This window comes from Flagellimonas olearia, assembly GCF_004150225.1.
Classification (GTDB): domain Bacteria; phylum Bacteroidota; class Bacteroidia; order Flavobacteriales; family Flavobacteriaceae; genus Flagellimonas; species Flagellimonas olearia.
The window spans coordinates 152,196-168,328 of record NZ_ML142914.1 but is presented as its reverse complement, the minus strand read 5'-3'; the positions used below and the strand labels follow the sequence as shown (position 1 = coordinate 168,328).

Genomic DNA, 16,133 nt, shown 5'->3' with positions numbered 1-16,133 from the left:
ACAAAATGTCTTAATTATTTCGACAAATGTCCAAAACTTTGCACAAAGTTTTGGGATGGGGTGATGGCTCGTCCACTTTTGCTACATGGTCACACGACGGCTCCCATGCTTTTCCCGAAGCTCCACCAGCAGTTTTTCCCGGTCCCCCAAGGTGAACTTGGGCACCACATACACAAAGCGTTGTTTTTGTCCTATTTTGACGATAGTGGGCATACGATGTTTGTAAACGGGTTCCAAAGGCAGTTTCTGGTAAGAGGACTTTTTTCGCGGGTTCCCGTGTGCCTTGAAGAGCTGTACAAAATCAAGCTCAAAGTCGATAGCGGACCGGTTCTCGATCTCCAGAACGAGATAGGTTTCCCTGCCGTAATAGGCCACGTCCCGAAGCCGAAGGATAATCCCATCCTTCCGTTTGGAACGCAGTACCGTTTGGGCCTTTTCCAAAAAATACATGCTGGCCTTTTGGTACTTGAGGGTATCCGACCCCAAAGAGGGCACGGGATTTTGGACCAAAGAATCCATAGGTTTCTCAGGTGCGATAGTGCCGATACTTTCCCCCACCTTCACGAACCGATGGCCTTCCTGTAGCTTTTTTCGATATGCCAAGGCAAAGGAATAGGCCAATCCATCATCGGTCAAAACCAACAGATTGCTGTCCATACCGCGATGTCCCTGCAACAGTCCCAGCCTTCCAGGCGCAGTGGTATCATAGTCAAAGGAATAGTTGGGATGTCCCGTAACCGCCCGTGCAATGGGTTCGGGAAAGATCAGGGCTAGATTATGGGTGTCGTTGACATAGAGTGTGTCCACTTGGGCATACGTTGTCACATAGATCAAAAGACTGAAAATGAATAGATGGAATGGTTTCATAGGATGGAATGTTATGGTTTGAGTATCAATTGGTATTGGTCATGGATGGTCACTTGGACCGTGCGGTTGGAACGCCGGAACACCTGTTTGATCCCATTTAGCTGGGGCATTCCGGGCAGGTTCACATCTTGGACGGCATCGTCCAGCACTTCCCTCGTGGCCTCTTCCCGATAACTGTTCTCCACATAGATGCCCTCACCGCCGTCCAAAAGGTCATAGGCCATTAGGCTTACGGGATTGGAACCGATATGATCAATGGTCACAAAGACCCTATTGGCCCGAAAACTGACAAAGCCATAGAACAGGGTGTTCCGGCTGAAATAGCTCCCGTTGAGTTCCACCGCCTCCTTCAACCGCAGTTCCAGGCGGTTTTTGGAGCGGACCGTCTGCTCCCCATTGACCATCGCCACTGCCATGGGAGGTTTGGCATTGGTATGTGTTATGTTATGGCCAAAGAAGTCCCGATGGGCTTTGGAGAGATCGATAGGTTCGGTTTCCTGTTTTGGAAATGGATTGGGTTTGGTGTGGAATGCAGCTTCATTTTCCAATGGAATCTTTTTGGATTTTCGATATGTACCCTCCCCATAGTCAATCCGACCAACACGGTAGATGCTATCCACGATACGCTGTCGCTCCTTCTCTTCCCATAGGGAATCTAGATGGCCCTCCCCGTATAGGCTGGGCTTTGTGATATGCCGCTCCTCCTTGATATCATCCACCGCCTCCAGTTTGGAGCCGTACTCCTCAGGTTGATCCTTGAGTTCAGGGACGTTGGGCTGCTTCAGTTCTGGACCCTCCTTGTTTTGCTCCATGGAAACGGCATATAGCACGATAAAAGCGGTAATACAGACTATCAATCCAATAAATATAATTTTGTTTTTTTCCAGTTTCATGATAGTGTGGGTTTACGGTTGTGGTTCCAGTTTGCGCAAGGCATCCTCGAAAAAATGGGTGATCAACAGCCCGTGGGGATTGTTCGGAAAGTTCCTGTCCACCAGGACCAGCTCTCCTGAAGTATCCAGTCGGTAGCGGTCGGTGACAGTCCCCCGGTTAACCTCAAGTACCGTCCTTGCCCGAAATCCATAGGGCTCTTGGTCGAGGTCCAGTTCAATGTCCAATGTGACCACTTCCTGCCGAAGCGAAAACTGCAACAATCGGTTATAGACCCCATCCGATCGTTTTTGCCGATAAATGGCATCCACGGATGCGTCCGCCAGCCAAAGGGCCTTTTCCAAGCGGGTTCTATAGTTGGTACCATCAATCCCATAAAATAGCCGATGGAAGCGGTCAATATGGGCCAAGGCCTCTACTTCACGGTTTTCCTGTTGGTCAACCAGTTCCAAGGGAATAACAGTGCCATCTGTACTCACCACAAAGGCAGAGTTCAGGAATTTCTCCTGATTGTGGTAGAACAGTCCCAGGGAAAGCCCACTGCTCAATAGGCAAAGGACGACTGTGGCCAATACGATAAATCGGTTCAGCCGTAAAATTTCGGTAATGTTTTTATAGGTGTTTTTCATATGCGCTTTAGTCTTTGATAATGAGCTTTGATCCTTTCTAGTTGGTGAACAAGCGGAAGGTAAACGAGGTCGCCCGTTTGTACAGTTTGAACTTCAACAGCACGATGAACCCAATTCCAGCCAGTTCGATCAAGGGGGCGAAAAGTTCGCTCCCGTACCCCGTTCCAAAGAGGTTGGGCCAAAAGTTGACCGTCACCTCTTGGTACAGGGCATTGATGAACACATTGACCAAAAAGAAAGCGGGAACGATCATATACACTGCTGCATAAAGCCGAAAAAAACGATAGCCCATCTCCCTGAACTTTTCGAATACCGCCATGCTGATGACCAGTGGAAAAAATGCCTGCATGACCCCTAGGATAAAATAGCGTTCGGCCAAGAAAAGGGGATAGATGAACAGGTCCAGGACCCAAAGCATCAGTGCCCCGGCCCAGGCCAGGGTGCGGAGACCCAAAAACGGAGTGGCCAGCCATTCGTACAGCAGGGCCATGGCCTTGGTCGCGGCATCAAATAGGCCGGACTCCTCCTCTATCGGCACTTCCTGAAGTCCCAGGGGCAAAAGATTGGGGGCCGTTTCGCGGTACTGGCCCTCTATGGCCACCAAAACACTGTCAAAAGTAGCCAACACTTCCGTGGAGAAAAGCACCACCAGCACCACGGCAAAGTTCTTGATCAGGTCGGTGGGTGTCAATCCCCAGGTCAAGCCAGTCCGGGAGGCTCCGCCCTCATAATACTTTTTAAGGATGTTGACCAGAAAGAACAGCACGGCCAAGGCCTTCATGCCCCCGATGGTGTAGGTGGCAAAACTGCTGTCCTTAATGGTCTGGAAGACCGCGTCCACATATTCGAGTCCCATAACGTACCTTTAATAGTTCAGGTTCCTCTCCTTGATAAGGGCCTGCATTTTCCGGAAGGAAATGACCCTATCGTACCGCCGCTTCTTCAGTTGGATATCGGCCACCATCCCTTGGGATGCCTCCCGTTGGGCCTTCAATATCTCCAGACGTTCCGCATCGGTCATGTTCAAAACGTCGCTGCTGAGAACCTGGTCCATAAATTCTAGTTGGCCCAAGGAATGTTCGATCACACCGTTGAAGGTATTCGAGATGGTCTCCACTTCATGGCCGTGGATGTAAGGAGAGTTCAAAATTTCCCTAAGACCATCCCGGACCATCTCAAAGAGTTGTTCGTTGTTGCGAGTGATGTCCTTAACGGCCTGGTACTGCTTGACGGCATTATTGACCTTCTCGATCTTTTCCCGGACAGCGTTCAGTTCGTCCACCATCTTTAACAGTTCCGCGGTCTGTTTGGCGGATTCGATGAGTTGTTTCCCGAGGGAAATAAAATTTGTATTATCATAAACGGGCATCCCCTGGGCGGTAGCACGTCCGTGCAGGTATAGGGCCAAGCCTAGGGTGATGATGAGCGCTTTGGTGATTTTTTTCCTCATGTCTTTTGATTTTGGATTGTTGATCTTTTGGTTGTAGCGATAAATTCCTTGATGGCCTGCTCCATATCCTGGGTTTCCTTAAAATGGTCCATTATAGCTTTATTTTGGATGCCGTCAGTGAGGTAGGCCGCATAGACCTCCGGGGGCACTTCCAATCGGTAGATGTTGCTCTCAGCACCGATCTTGATAAAGATCTCCGTGTACTTGCGTTCACCCTTCAGGTCATTTTTGATGGAACGGAGTTGGTCCAGGTCATGGGCGCTAAGGTTGAGCCGATGTTTGAGGGCTTCATATCCTTTTTCGTTGCGCAGGCTGTAAATGACCTGGGTATTCTCCAAGATGGTGGCCGAAGTATGGTTTTCGGGCAATTGGTTTATGGACTGTAGAACAATGCCGATGGCACCGTTCTGCTTGCGGATGGCCTGATAACAGAACTCCACACTCTCCAGCACGTTGTCGAACTTGAGCTGCTTGGCAAACTCATCGAAAAGGATAATCCCCCGCTCCGAACGGTTGCGCCAGATGGTCCGTTGAATGGCCGATTTGATGAGCTTGAGCATTACCGAGAGCACCTCCCGGTTGTCCCTGACCTCGTCCAGTTCAATGACGATAAGGCGTTTGTCCTCCAACCGATGGGATTGGTCTTCCCCGACCTTGAACAGGAAGCTGTAGAGGCCGTCCCCCACATATTCGGAAAGGATATGCAGAAAATGGGTCAGGTTAAAATAGCTCCGGTCGATGCCCAGTTCCCCCAACAGGGATTCCCGGTTTTCCTCGATAAAGGTATACAGCCCGTCCAGACTATGGCCATGCTTGATCTTTCCATAGTAACTGCGCAGGATTTTCTTTAACGCCACTTCCTGGGCCTTGTTCACTTTTTGATGGGAACCATAGAGTTCCATCAAAAAGACGGTCAGGTCCTCCAGCCACTCCGGGGCGAGACCTTCGCCTGGGGTTTTATAAAAGGGGTTGATACCGAGGTTTTTCCCTTGTTCGTATTTCAGGGTGATATGTTGATTGGGATAGAGCTGGGCGAACTTGGCATAACTTCCCCCTAGGTCGATGATCACCAAACGGACCCCTTGTTCAAAATATTGTCGCAGGATGTTGTTGGCCAAAAAGGATTTCCCCTCTCCGGTAGGTGCAAAAATGGCAAAGTTCCGGGCCTTGATGCGCTTATTCCCCTCGTCCCATACATCCTTTCGGACCGGGATGTTGTTCAAACGATCGTTGAAAAGTACCCCTTCATTATCGGAGCGGTAGTTGGTCACATTGACCATCAGGCAGAGAGCATGTTTCAGGTCGGCCACATACAGGTCACTGTCCGAAAAATTGGAGGAGAACAGGGGATAGCTGTTGAGCAGGTAATGGATTCGGGACAGGCCTTCGGGACAATAGGGTCGGATATCCAGTTCCTTGAACCTCGCCACAAGTTCCGAGACGGTGGCATCCAGTTCCTTTTCTTCTTTTGACCAAAAGATGGTGTTCAACTGGCCCCGTATGATCCGGGAGGAATCGTCTTGGTTTATTGTATCCAAGGTGTCCGAGACCCTGTCGTACAGCACTTTGTTCTGGGAACCGAAATTGCTGCTCTTGGAAAGTTCCTCCAGACGTTTCTCCAACAGTTTCCGCCATTTATGCCGGTCATCGAGATGGATGATCTGGTTGACGATATGGTTCCCCGGAAAGGTCAGGCCAAGGCCATCGATAAAACCCTGGTGGAACAGGAACCCGTCGGCCGTGTATTTCTCATTGGGCCGACTTGTCTTTACCACATCCCCGAAACAGGTCTCATTGTTCACGGCCATGGCCCCGAACCAGTGGTCCCCTATTTGGGCCTTGTCCTTGTCAAGCACCATATCGGTATCAAATCCCTTGTTGAACCCGTTGAAATAGTCATCGGTATATTGGATGACGGATGCCTGGTTGAACGGCTGGAGCGATAGATGGGTACCATTGTTCAGAAACATCACGGCATCCCGTACCGCTTTGCCAAACTCCTCTGCCTTTTCCCCTAGTGTCTCGGGCAGCTTTTTGGGGATATGGGCAAAGGGATTGGACAAGCTTGAACTGTTGACCGTTTTGTTCTTGGGCCAAACAAAGAAAAGCAGGGATTCATGGGAGAGATGTTCCCGGCCTTGAAAATGCTTGGCGGTAGCTTTGGCCAAAAAGGAATCTCGATGTAAGTCCTCGGTATCAAAGGCTATTTTTTTATAAATGTCCTGTTTGTGGACCAGGGTACCCGCGGGCAGGGATTTGAGTGCCTGGAACCAGAGCCCATGGAGGTCCTCGAAGTCTTTCTCCGAGAGGGAATGTATCTCGGGAAGTTCCAGACGGTAGGCATAGGCCAAGTTCCCATTGTTGGCCATGATCCGGTTTTGGTCCACATCCACTATGGGATATCGTTCATGGAAGTTCATCGTATGCTTCATTTAAGGTGATTTTTTTGTTGGAGATCATATGGGGAAATACATTTCCCGTTCGTAACAATTCTGGTCTTCGGGCCAATTTGAGGAGGAGACCGTAGAGGATGCCATTGCCCAACATCGCCCCAAAAAGCAATCTTAGGTCAAAGGAGAAGATGACCGCCATCAAGGAGCCGATGACGGCCAGCATCTGGAGGGCAAAAAAGGCCACGGGCAGCCCAAATATCAGGGCACGACTGCGGATATGGCGGTAGATTTTATACGGTTTCATAGCAAGAGGATAAAAACAGGCTCTTTTACGATTAGACCACAATACCGATGAGATAGGTAAATATGCCCACGACCGCCCCTGCGATAAGGACAAAGACCAGGACACGGGTAATCCCTTTTTTGAGATCGGCGTTCTCCCCGAAGAAATGGCCTGCATTGAACAGGAAACCGATAAGGAAGATAACCCCAAGAATGATGGGAAAGATGGTACGGATGGTGTCCGAGATATCGTTGACGGAATCCTCGATGCCCCCGATCTGGGGGTAGATGGGCAGGGATGCCAATAGGCAGGCCCATAGCAACAATGCTCTTTTTTGGTTTTTCATGACTGTTCGACTTTTGGCCTGATTAGGGCCGGTTATTGATGAATGCTTGATTTCCAATGCGGAATCTCCAACGATTTTATACAATCACTTTAACAATCATATTTTTTAACACTTAAAACTGTTAATTTTTGATGTATTCTCATCTAAAGAAAAGATTCACTGGAAATTGTTCAATCCGAAAACAAAATAATATGAAACGAAGCATCATCTTGATCCCATTGCTTTTGTCCCTCTCCATGGCCATGGCACAAAAACCCATAGTGGTCATCGATCCCGGTCATGGAGGGGTTGATTCCGGGGCCGTTGGAACGAATGGAATCTTGGAAAAAGAAGTGGTCATGGGTATAGCCACGGAATGTCTACGTTTGAACCATACCTTGTTCCAGGACAGCTTGGAAATATATCTGACCCGTTATAAGGATACCTTGATATCCTTGGGGGACCGGAGCCGATTGGCCAAGATCCTTATGGCGGACGCCTTTGTATCCATCCACTGCAACCAGGCCCCAAATGACAAGGCACAGGGATTTGAGGTGTTTGTTGCTGACGGACCGGTGGATCCGAGGTCCCAGAAATTGGCCGCTGCGATCACGGATCGTTTTGGTACTTCTCTGGGAATCGTTGACCGTGGATTGAAACGGGCCAACTTCCAAGTACTACGGGAGACCTATGGGCATTTCCCTTCCCTCCTTTTGGAAACCGGTTTCATATCCAATAGTATTGAGGCAGAGCATACACGAAAAACGGAAAGCAGAACGGCAATCGCATTGGCCATTCTACAATCCCTGACAAAGACTCTGCACCATGATTGAAGTGTTCAAACAGCTTGGCCAAGTCCTAAAGGAAATCATTCAAGAATCTTTCCTTTTTCTTTGTGCGGAAAGCAAAGGTCTTTTTCGAAGAAACCCATGATACAACCGACCATATGGCCCACAATATGCCAAAAACCTAACGAAATCAATTAAACGGCGGATTCTTGAAAGGAAATCATCCCTTTTTTCCAATACATCCCCGTCGGAAGGAGTATTGTCATCGCTTGATATGTGCTTTGAGGACATCAAACAACTTATTGAGTGCCACAGCATATTCATTTAGGATGATTGTCCAAGATATTGGATAATTCGTCAAGGGATATTCCAACCCAAAAGAATTTAAGGTTTCAATATAGTTGTCCACCTTATCCGTATGGATAGGATATCCTTGACGTATGTGGTTTATGCTCTTAAGTGGAATGATAATCTCATCCGGGTTCGTAACAAGTGTACTGAGGAAGACTTCCAATTGTTTGATGGGTCCAATCTCCTTTTTGGGCAATCCCATCATGGCCAGGACACATTCCTTATTGATCTTTCCCGCAAGATTTGCTAGAGCTGCCATCCCATACCAAAATTCTTCCTTAGTCCTAGGTGACCTATAAAGGTCTTTGAGATTTTGTTCTTGTTCCAATTCCAATAACTGCATACCGGTCCTGTCACGGACCAATACATTGATATGGTCCCTTGTACTGATAATCGTGTCCGCAAGCGAGGTATGGGAAGTGTGTTGGTCACCTGAATCAACAGATATTGTGTTCTCTTCCAAGGTTTCTTCATAACCGACCACCTTAGGAAATTCATCCATATCAAATTCAGGTGCAGACGGTCCATGGATCAATTTGACCACCTCGCTTTCCTTTAAGTCGCCCAAGTCATATTTTTCTTTTACGTGTTCGATGGCATATGGCATAAGCAAGGGTACCAAATCTTCATATTCTTCCGAGGACCTCCAAATGGCAAACCCCCAGTCTGCGGCCAGTGTCCCAGAAATAATTACATGGACCACATGTGGAATCTTATGCTCCACTGGCTTTTTTCTTCCTTCCTTTGTCATTGTTACGACATCATAAAAAAATTTGATATCAATACCATCCAAGGAGGATGGAACATGTCCTACACCTGTGATCTTAAGTATGGTCTTTTTCATATAATCGATTTTACATGCAATGGTATCACTTGGTCCTTGTCCACTTGATCTGGGTGCCGTTATCCATCCAATAGCGTAAAGTCCATGGATACAAGGATTTTTCCCAAACAATCCCTTTCCATTGCGAAATAAATGATATCCGTGGTCACAGTATCCATTTTCAAACTGATTTCAGGATCAGGCCCTTCGGGATCATAAGCAAATCCCTTTCGCATCAAAATGCCTATTTCCTCTTTTAACTCCTGCTCGGGTATCTTCAATTTTCTTTTCAGTTCCTGATAATCTACAAGATAATTGTCAAAGGGTCCATCGGTGCCTATTGAAATCATTATTTCAAGCAACTCCCTGGTGACCCTGGGGAGTTGTCCGAGTTTTTTAAAAGAGACTTCCAAATCTTCCAAGGAATACCCTCCATCCGGAAACATCTTGAAAAAATCCTTGGCGTTTTCACAAAAGGTGGTCGGGGCAATTTCCAATTTGTCAAACAATGATGTGGGATATACTCCTTCATTGTTGGGGATTTCAAATTCAGTAAGCACAATCTGGAACTCCCTTTCAAACAGCTTGTGCAAACTGTAAAGTCTTTCATAATCCAATGTCACCAGGTGTTTGCCCAAGTCAGCAATGTCCATAATGGAATCTAATTGAAAATTACATTTGTCCATCAGATCCTGTTTGACAGCAACATAGGAATTCTGTTTTTTACCCAGAATAAATATCCCTATTTCATCATATTGGTCACATTGTATTTCGTTGATACGCTGCAAGGTATCATTGATTTTATCGGATTTGGCGGTCGAAGTTACCTGAAATGCCATCTTACTTTTCAAATCCCCCAAGTCCAGCCCCGGTTCATTGCTCCTTCCCTCATTGAGATTCTTCAATTGAATATCAAAAGTGATATTTAGGACTTCCTTGATAAAATCCTCACTGAATTTATTCAAATCTGTCAACCCAATTTGGCACCTTAATTGAATTTGAGACTGTAAAACAGCTAGGTCATCAATCAATTTACCTATGATATGTCCCCTGGTAAGCATGATAAGACAATTTTTAACAAACTTGGAAATTAATTGGAGGCCAATCGACCTCTCGTTGATTTCAGTGGTCTTTCTATTCCATGGGTACTCCCTTATCACCAAATATAATTGAATTCCCAGAAATCATACGTCAAACTCCGCCCATAGCATGGGATGCGCCATATTATCTGAGTAGCCTTTTGGATTCGAGAAAAGGGATGTGATTCCTTTTTGGCCCTTTTGCGAAAGAGGGACTTGTACCCCACATCGTTGCATCGCTCCATATAGTGCCGGGGAACTCAACAGATAATCGTGCTTGGCTGACCATCCCTTATACGGCTCCCCTCCCACCAGATCCTTGGGACCCTTTCCCATGGCAGCATCAAAATCCAGGTGCTGGGGAATGTCCCGCATCCACTTGCCGCCCAACAACGGCCTAAGTGCATCCCCATAGGCCACTTCTCCCAAATATCCGCAAACAACAATCTTATCCTTGCCCTCGGCTTTCAAACGATCACAGTACCAGCACACCCTTTGGGCCTGTTTCTTTCGTTTGGCATGGAAATCCGTGGAAAGGCCATCCCCTTGGAAACGGGCACTGATGATAGTGATCTCCGTCCCGTTCGGGGTCACGATCGTGAATTCCGGGCAATCCATTCCGAACAGGTCACCATCGGTCGCATCCCGTTCGTGGGCGTGGGTTTGGAAACCTGTGATCCGATAACCGTTACGGGCCAATATGGCATGGCCAAGCCCCCTGGGGTCATTCCCTTCGGCGAAGAGCCACTGATCGAAGGCCCCGCCCAATTTTGGTCCCAGATATTCCCTATTGAAATCGGAAAGGGAGGGTCTATCCTCCACTTCTTGGAGCACCAGGATATCAGGTGCGGCCTGGGCAATACACTCTACCTTCGGCTGGCGGTGCCCTTCATCCAAGGGATAGCTCCTAAGTTCCACCCAACCGTTCCAACCGACCCGTTCGGTGGCCTTGCTCTGGCGTTCACTCCCCAAGGGCTTTACATAAAGATGCCCTCCTTTCCTTCGAAGGGTCAGAAAGGGTTCGGTCGTCTGCGGACTGAAACCCATCAAAAAGGCGAGTTCCCGCATCCGGTTCAGCACATGCTCCTCCTTTTTAGGGTTGCGCAACAAGTGTTGGAACTCCTCCATCCAATCTTGGAGGTTTTTGGAGGCATTTTGTTTTAAGAACGATAGGTCCCTGTGGAACAGGTTCTGGATGTTTAATGTGGCTATCTTCATTTTTTTTGGTGTTTAGCGTTTTCTTTGTTTTTCCTTGACAGGGCCTTCTCCCTTGGGAGGGTGTCCCCTTTTATCCCGGGCACTTTGATCAAAGGCGATCAAATTGAACAGTTCCCGCATGCGGCTCCTGACCCGTTTGCCATAGCGCTCCTCCAGTTCCTGGGCGTTCAGGTTGGTGGTCCCATGGGTACGGAGACCCGATTCCAAAAAAAGTTCGTACCGGGAGAGCAGGATCTCCCCCATTACATTGCAATCCTTGCCAAAGTGCCGGCCCATGGGTTCCACCCCGATATCGTCAAAGCAGTAGAAATGGCCATTGCCGTAGTCCTCGATGATCCGGTGCCCGATATGGTTGTACCCAAATACGACGTTTCGGGCCGGGATGATCTCATAGGGCCGATAGTGCGGGGTGATGAACCGGATCAGTTTCATGAGACTGGTCTTGCCACAGCCCACTGGTCCTGACAAAAGAATGCCCTTGTTGGGATCGATGCCTTGTTTGCGACAACTGGCATGGTCTCGGACCATATAGTTGCAGAGCTTTAGCAACACTTCCCTGTCCTCTGGATGGATTTGGAATTTCCGTCCAAAGAGCAGTTTGCCCTTGGCGTCCAGGTAGGTCAGCACTTTGGAAAAGTCGTAGCGGACCTGCTTCCCGTCAAAGTGGCCAAGGGAATAGACCACACCGCCTTCGGTTATCTTAGAGGGGTTCGCCATAGTCTTTCTTTGTTTTGACCATCAAGTGATCCGACTTCAGTTCTTTTGCCTTCAGCATCCAATTGTCCGCCGCTGCTTTCCAATCCACAATGGGCACCTTACCGCCCACTTTCCAACCTATGGCCTGGTAATGGTTGAAAAATTTGAAGGCCTCTTCAAGCCTGTATTCTTTTTCCTTAAAAAAATCGAGGACTTCCAGTTGGCTTTTAGGCTTGGCTCCCGTAGAGCGTTTGCTTGTTTGGTATGTTTTCTTATATATGGTAACCGGTACGGATATGGGACGGTAGGCCCCAAAAATGGTACGGGTCCGTTCCAAAAGTGTACCGCTGTCGTCCCAATTTTTGGACAGCTTGACCGTACTGGGCCGTGATGGGCTGTTAGAGGGCGAATAGGCCAGGTATCCCCAATCGTCCAGATTCCGCAACAATCGATGGTAGGTGGACTTGGAACCCATCTTGGCCATTCTCATAAGCTCTTTCCGGTTGACCGGGAACTGTTCTGGAAAGCGGTGCAAGTTCCAATAGAAGAAAAGGGCCAGGTAAAGGCTGACATGGCCGGGGGCCAACCGATCGTCCCCATGGATTTCCACAAGCACTGCATTGAGATGTTTGATATAGTTCATAGGCTCCCATCCATCAATTGGACCCTGTTCTCCAAGATGATCTGATCGATCTCGAGGGCATCATAGTAAAGGATGCCCTCCACCTTATAGCTTGGAATGATGTTCTTGTTACGAAGGTTCTGTAAGGTGCCATGGCTGATCTCCAACCGCTCCAGTACATCGCTGGAACGTAGCCAGGTCTTGGGCCGGGGATGGGTGTGTTCCACCATCAGGTTCTTGAATTCCTTGAGGAGTTCGTCCTTGAACTCCATAAGGTCCTCCGTGGTAATGATCGTTGCTCCCATAGTAATGTGGTTTAATGGATGGGGTGGACCCAATCGGTTTGTTCTTTGGGTCCGCCATCCGGGTTCTTGCCACAAAACTGAAGAGTCTTTTTGGAAAAAATTCCCAAGTTGGTACCAACTTGGGAACGATTTTTTTAAAATTTAATTTATGCTGCTTTGGGTTTGTTTGGCCTTATGCGGGGTTCAAAATTTTGATAAAATCCAAAAATATCGCATCAAAATTGGCCGAAAACCAAAATTCCCAAGTTGGTACCAACTTGGGAAAAATAAAAGCCTCATTCATCCAGGGATTCCATGCGCCGGTTGAGCATTTCGATGAGCTTGTCAAGAAACCTTGTCCGACTACTTTTCCGCGACCTGATATCGATAAAGGTGTGGTAGTAGTTGCCAAGGTCCACATTGTAAAAATGCTCAAAATGTGAGGCCATTTCCTTGATGTCAACGGTTCCGCTATTGATGGAACCACTGGAGTGAAGTGCGTACAAGAGTTCGATCAAATCGGTCTTGCTCCCGGTCCAGAACAGTTTTGAAGGTTTTTCCATAGGTATGTTTTTTTGGGGTTCCAACGTATTGGTCAAGTCATCCACTTCCTTTCTAAGGTAGACGATGAGCATGTCATAGGCCATAATGGTGGCCACGGTCCCATCCTGGCAGGTGGAGAACTGGTCATCGATCAAAAAGTGGAAGGATTCTAGCGGAAGCCGTAGATCTCGGTTGCCGCGCACAAAATACCGATCGTCAAGGGACATGGCCCCGCGTCGATAATAGTTGTAAAATTCCAGGTTGTCATTGAAAAAGGTCTGGAACTTGTCGATCTGGTGCTGTAAGTATTTGATCTGGGCGGCATTGTTTCCCCTTGGCCGCTTGCTCTCGATATTGAAGAGTTTGACATAATAGATCAGCTTGCTGAAAATCTGGGGCTTCACGTGCTTGAAGAAATAGATCTCATCGGCCTGGGTGGCAAACGTCTTGCCCGTGATCTGTTTTTGGAGTTTCCGGATACTCTTCTCCACCAGTGCGATCCCCTTCTCCGCCTTGAACAGTACATCCCCGTTCCCACTTTCCAGATGATCCAATTGACCCTCAAATTCCGATAGCAGTTTCTGATATTTCATGTCCATGATCTTTAATACATATCCAAGGTACCACTTGTGACTTTGGACGGATGGACAAAGGGGCGGTCTGCACCTGTTGGAAAAAACTTGTCCATTTTTTTTTTTTCTTTGGTGAACAACTGGCAATTACCGATCCGATTCAAATGGAACCATTTTTTGACACCAAACCTTAGCTTTTCACCTCATAACCATTCAAATGTTACGGATTCTCAAACTAATCAAAATCAACAGTATAAGCTTTAAAAGGTGCTGTTGGTCTACAAAATAATCCCTATCAGATACATTTTTTTCCATTTTAGAGCTGATTCTGTTAAATATTAGGATTTTTCCTATTAATGTGAAATTGAAAAATCAGTAATTTAATCCCCGTTTGAAAAAAAAACGGATGGAACGGCATGTGGAAACAGAGATTGCGACAATGTGGTTGAAGAACGGAATACTCTTCTTCATTTGGAAAGAGCATGCACATATCGACCTTCCCGGGGCAAAAACGGTCGTGGCCAGCCGGATACGTCTGCAGCAAGGAAAACCCAGTCCCATCCTGTGCAGTTTAAAAGGCCTTAAGCATGTGGAGAAGGATGCATGGCGGTATTTGGCAAGTGAAGGGACGGAACTTGTCGAGGTCCTGGCCCTTGTGGCCACCACGCCATTGGAACGGGCCTTCTCCAAATTCATCATGTCAAAAATGCCCACTGTCCCGGTCAGCATCTTTGCGGACCTGCACGAAGCGGAGCAATTCCTTTTGCACGATGGCTGAACCGGAATTGAGGATCACCAGACCATGGGGCCAAAACAAATAGAGAACATATGGACCGACCGGAAAACAAAGAAAGACTCGACAGGATATATGCCCAATTGCTGAAGATAGCCAACGGGAACTTCTCTTACCAAATCGAACGATCCGATAAGAATGATGTTTTGGAGGCATTGACTTTCTTGGTCAACAGTGCCACAGAGGAAATCAAGGATGCCTTTATGCACCAAGGGTTCGTGAACATACATGATTCCTATAGGCACATTGTGCAAATGTTCTTTGAACTCGATGGTTCGGGCCGAATACAGCGAACGAACGATACGGTCGTGGAGATGTTGGATCATCCGATTGGCGAACTGGCCGGCCTCCCTTTTACGGCGCTTTTGTCCCCGGACTCGCAGAAGGGCTGGAGCAAGGTGATCAAGGTGTCCCAGAGCCATTCCATTTGGGAGATGACCGTGTCCTTGGACTTTGCAACTCCTTCGGGTCTTACCCTACCTACCCACTGCCACATCATTTGTTTCCCTAAGGCCAATGGGGAAAAACGGAGGATCATCGTGACCTGCTTTGATATGGTACAGAACAAAGGGGTACATGAAAAGCGTCTGAAAAATAACATTGAGCGCAAATTGAGGAGCCATAAACTCTTGCCCAAGACAACAAAAAAGGAGACCGCTATCCTCCATATCATGGATGTTGAGAACTTGAGGACCGCCGAACAGTACATCATGGACAATCTGGACAGGCCCCTACCCCCTATAAAAGTACTGGCCCTTATCTGTGGCACCAATGAATTCAAGTTCAAAAAAGGGTTCAAGGAACTCTACGGAATGACCGTCTTTCAATTTCAAAAAAACGAACGGCTGAGAAAAGCTCATATTCTGATCGAACACTCCAATAGGACCATCAGTGCCATTGCCAAGATGGTCGGGTTCAAAAAGGGCAACCATTTGGCCAGGGAGTTCAGAAAACGGTATGGATATAGTCCCACTGAACTCAGGATGCTCTCAAAATAATCCTTCCCAGAGCCCAAATAATCCCTCATAGAGCCATGGGCCTATGTAACTTTGTCGCTGTAAACCAAAGAATTACGGTTGGCATGAAATGGATAGAAAAATATACAAACACTATTGTGGAGACCGTCAGTCTTCTGTTTGTTGTGCTGTTCATATATGCGGCGACCAGTAAGGTGATGGATTTCCATGGGTTCAAGGTGCAGTTGGGGCAATCGCCCATATTGGAAGAACATGTGGTTTGGGTGGCCTGGTTGGTACCGGTTGTGGAATATGCGCTTGCCCTGCTCTTGTTGGTTGAAGGCTTCAGGACAATGGCTCTGTATGGGAGTTTTGCACTGATGGTAATGTTCACCACCTATATCACATTGCTGCTGAACTTCAGCGACCATATCCCCTGTTCCTGTGGCGGGGTCTTGGAAAGTCTTGGATGGAAGGAGCATCTCATTTTCAATATGTTCTTTGTCCTTGCGGCACTGTTTTCCATTTTGCTCAGTACCGACCGACCCAAAAAGATAAGATTCAAGTAGA

The 16,133-nt window shown here is 47.6% G+C and carries 19 protein-coding genes; 4 read left to right on the top strand and 15 right to left on the bottom strand.

Going from position 1 to position 16,133, the window contains the following annotated elements:
• Nucleotides 1-81 precede the first annotated feature (81 nt).
• From DN53_RS16320 to DN53_RS16285, 8 genes are read right to left on the bottom strand one after another with little or no spacing between them, the layout of a single operon-like run.
• Nucleotides 82-867, bottom strand: a complete 786-nt coding sequence (locus DN53_RS16320; RefSeq protein WP_129655991.1) for a DUF4138 domain-containing protein — start codon at nucleotides 865-867, stop codon at nucleotides 82-84.
• An 11-nt stretch (nucleotides 868-878) separates the two neighbouring features.
• Complete coding sequence (gene traM, locus DN53_RS16315) at nucleotides 879-1,760, bottom strand: conjugative transposon protein TraM (protein WP_129655990.1); 882 nt, start codon at nucleotides 1,758-1,760, stop codon at nucleotides 879-881.
• Between the two features lie 12 nt (nucleotides 1,761-1,772).
• The gene (locus tag DN53_RS16310; RefSeq protein ID WP_129655989.1) at nucleotides 1,773-2,387 is read right to left on the bottom strand and encodes a conjugal transfer protein TraK; all 615 of its coding nucleotides are present in this window, start codon (nucleotides 2,385-2,387) and stop codon (nucleotides 1,773-1,775) included.
• Between the two features lie 37 nt (nucleotides 2,388-2,424).
• Entirely contained in the window at nucleotides 2,425-3,243 is an 819-nt protein-coding gene (locus DN53_RS16305) for a hypothetical protein (RefSeq protein WP_129655988.1), read from the bottom strand.
• Between the two features lie 9 nt (nucleotides 3,244-3,252).
• On the bottom strand, nucleotides 3,253-3,837 hold the full coding sequence (locus tag DN53_RS16300) for a conjugal transfer protein (RefSeq protein ID WP_207211135.1): 585 nt from the start codon (nucleotides 3,835-3,837) through the stop codon (nucleotides 3,253-3,255).
• Entirely contained in the window at nucleotides 3,834-6,269 is a 2,436-nt protein-coding gene (locus DN53_RS16295; RefSeq protein WP_129655987.1) for a TraG family conjugative transposon ATPase, read from the bottom strand. Before DN53_RS16295 ends, DN53_RS16300 begins: the two co-directional genes overlap by 4 nt.
• The gene (locus DN53_RS16290) at nucleotides 6,244-6,534 is read right to left on the bottom strand and encodes a hypothetical protein (protein WP_242502204.1); all 291 of its coding nucleotides are present in this window, start codon (nucleotides 6,532-6,534) and stop codon (nucleotides 6,244-6,246) included. The genes DN53_RS16295 and DN53_RS16290 overlap by 26 nt, the downstream gene beginning before the upstream one ends.
• Nucleotides 6,535-6,565: 31 nt before the next feature.
• Nucleotides 6,566-6,859, bottom strand: a complete 294-nt coding sequence (locus DN53_RS16285) for a hypothetical protein (protein WP_129655986.1) — start codon at nucleotides 6,857-6,859, stop codon at nucleotides 6,566-6,568.
• A 191-nt stretch (nucleotides 6,860-7,050) separates the two neighbouring features.
• Here DN53_RS16285 and DN53_RS16280 point away from each other — a divergent pair, with 191 nt between their 5' ends.
• On the top strand, nucleotides 7,051-7,671 hold the full coding sequence (locus DN53_RS16280) for an N-acetylmuramoyl-L-alanine amidase family protein (RefSeq protein WP_129655985.1): 621 nt from the start codon (nucleotides 7,051-7,053) through the stop codon (nucleotides 7,669-7,671).
• A 217-nt stretch (nucleotides 7,672-7,888) separates the two neighbouring features.
• Here the strand turns inward: DN53_RS16280 and DN53_RS16275 are convergent, their stop codons facing one another.
• From DN53_RS16275 to DN53_RS16245, 7 genes are all read right to left on the bottom strand, one after another.
• The gene (locus DN53_RS16275; RefSeq protein ID WP_129655984.1) at nucleotides 7,889-8,821 is read right to left on the bottom strand and encodes a hypothetical protein; all 933 of its coding nucleotides are present in this window, start codon (nucleotides 8,819-8,821) and stop codon (nucleotides 7,889-7,891) included.
• A gap of 59 nt (nucleotides 8,822-8,880) precedes the next feature.
• Nucleotides 8,881-9,861, bottom strand: a complete 981-nt coding sequence (locus tag DN53_RS16270; protein WP_165357479.1) for an SMEK domain-containing protein — start codon at nucleotides 9,859-9,861, stop codon at nucleotides 8,881-8,883.
• Between the two features lie 123 nt (nucleotides 9,862-9,984).
• Nucleotides 9,985-11,097, bottom strand: coding sequence for an endonuclease/exonuclease/phosphatase family protein (locus DN53_RS16265; RefSeq protein WP_129655982.1), 1,113 nt, complete (start codon nucleotides 11,095-11,097; stop codon nucleotides 9,985-9,987).
• Nucleotides 11,098-11,109: 12 nt separating this feature from the next.
• Nucleotides 11,110-11,814: an ATPase gene (locus DN53_RS16260; RefSeq protein WP_129655981.1), complete on the bottom strand. Its 705-nt coding sequence runs from the start codon at nucleotides 11,812-11,814 to the stop codon at nucleotides 11,110-11,112.
• On the bottom strand, nucleotides 11,798-12,436 hold the full coding sequence (locus tag DN53_RS16255; RefSeq protein WP_129655980.1) for a hypothetical protein: 639 nt from the start codon (nucleotides 12,434-12,436) through the stop codon (nucleotides 11,798-11,800). Before DN53_RS16255 ends, DN53_RS16260 begins: the two co-directional genes overlap by 17 nt.
• A complete protein-coding gene (locus DN53_RS16250) occupies nucleotides 12,433-12,720 on the bottom strand; it encodes a helix-turn-helix domain-containing protein (RefSeq protein ID WP_129655979.1) in 288 nt (95 codons plus the stop codon). The genes DN53_RS16255 and DN53_RS16250 overlap by 4 nt, the downstream gene beginning before the upstream one ends.
• 275 nt (nucleotides 12,721-12,995) lie before the next feature.
• A complete protein-coding gene (locus DN53_RS16245) occupies nucleotides 12,996-13,835 on the bottom strand; it encodes an RteC domain-containing protein (RefSeq protein ID WP_129655978.1) in 840 nt (279 codons plus the stop codon).
• A gap of 385 nt (nucleotides 13,836-14,220) precedes the next feature.
• On the opposite strand from DN53_RS16245, the gene DN53_RS16240 reads away from it, so the two are divergent.
• The 3 genes from DN53_RS16240 (at nucleotide 14,221) to DN53_RS16230 (ending at nucleotide 16,132) form a co-directional block, all read left to right on the top strand.
• The gene (locus tag DN53_RS16240) at nucleotides 14,221-14,592 is read left to right on the top strand and encodes a DUF7793 family protein (protein ID WP_129655977.1); all 372 of its coding nucleotides are present in this window, start codon (nucleotides 14,221-14,223) and stop codon (nucleotides 14,590-14,592) included.
• 50 nt (nucleotides 14,593-14,642) lie between these two features.
• Entirely contained in the window at nucleotides 14,643-15,605 is a 963-nt protein-coding gene (locus tag DN53_RS16235; protein ID WP_129655976.1) for a helix-turn-helix domain-containing protein, read from the top strand.
• Nucleotides 15,606-15,688: 83 nt separating this feature from the next.
• Nucleotides 15,689-16,132, top strand: a complete 444-nt coding sequence (locus tag DN53_RS16230) for a MauE/DoxX family redox-associated membrane protein (protein WP_242502202.1) — start codon at nucleotides 15,689-15,691, stop codon at nucleotides 16,130-16,132.
• Nucleotide 16,133: the final 1 nt, after the last annotated feature.

Coding starts and splice junctions, on each gene's coding strand:
- DN53_RS16270 (WP_165357479.1), bottom strand. CDS start 9,861: ATGCTTACCAGGGGACATATCATAGGTAAATTGATTGATGACCTAGCT.
- DN53_RS16255 (WP_129655980.1), bottom strand. CDS start 12,436: ATGAACTATATCAAACATCTCAATGCAGTGCTTGTGGAAATCCATGGG.
- DN53_RS16300 (WP_207211135.1), bottom strand. CDS start 3,837: ATGAGGAAAAAAATCACCAAAGCGCTCATCATCACCCTAGGCTTGGCC.
- DN53_RS16260 (WP_129655981.1), bottom strand. CDS start 11,814: ATGGCGAACCCCTCTAAGATAACCGAAGGCGGTGTGGTCTATTCCCTT.
- DN53_RS16310 (WP_129655989.1), bottom strand. CDS start 2,387: ATGAAAAACACCTATAAAAACATTACCGAAATTTTACGGCTGAACCGA.
- DN53_RS16290 (WP_242502204.1), bottom strand. CDS start 6,534: ATGAAACCGTATAAAATCTACCGCCATATCCGCAGTCGTGCCCTGATA.
- DN53_RS16285 (WP_129655986.1), bottom strand. CDS start 6,859: ATGAAAAACCAAAAAAGAGCATTGTTGCTATGGGCCTGCCTATTGGCA.
- DN53_RS16295 (WP_129655987.1), bottom strand. CDS start 6,269: ATGAAGCATACGATGAACTTCCATGAACGATATCCCATAGTGGATGTG.
- DN53_RS16235 (WP_129655976.1), top strand. CDS start 14,643: ATGGACCGACCGGAAAACAAAGAAAGACTCGACAGGATATATGCCCAA.
- DN53_RS16230 (WP_242502202.1), top strand. CDS start 15,689: ATGAAATGGATAGAAAAATATACAAACACTATTGTGGAGACCGTCAGT.
- DN53_RS16240 (WP_129655977.1), top strand. CDS start 14,221: ATGGAACGGCATGTGGAAACAGAGATTGCGACAATGTGGTTGAAGAAC.
- DN53_RS16265 (WP_129655982.1), bottom strand. CDS start 11,097: ATGAAGATAGCCACATTAAACATCCAGAACCTGTTCCACAGGGACCTA.
- traM (WP_129655990.1), bottom strand. CDS start 1,760: ATGAAACTGGAAAAAAACAAAATTATATTTATTGGATTGATAGTCTGT.
- DN53_RS16320 (WP_129655991.1), bottom strand. CDS start 867: ATGAAACCATTCCATCTATTCATTTTCAGTCTTTTGATCTATGTGACA.
- DN53_RS16275 (WP_129655984.1), bottom strand. CDS start 8,821: ATGAAAAAGACCATACTTAAGATCACAGGTGTAGGACATGTTCCATCC.
- DN53_RS16280 (WP_129655985.1), top strand. CDS start 7,051: ATGAAACGAAGCATCATCTTGATCCCATTGCTTTTGTCCCTCTCCATG.
- DN53_RS16305 (WP_129655988.1), bottom strand. CDS start 3,243: ATGGGACTCGAATATGTGGACGCGGTCTTCCAGACCATTAAGGACAGC.
- DN53_RS16250 (WP_129655979.1), bottom strand. CDS start 12,720: ATGGGAGCAACGATCATTACCACGGAGGACCTTATGGAGTTCAAGGAC.
- DN53_RS16245 (WP_129655978.1), bottom strand. CDS start 13,835: ATGAAATATCAGAAACTGCTATCGGAATTTGAGGGTCAATTGGATCAT.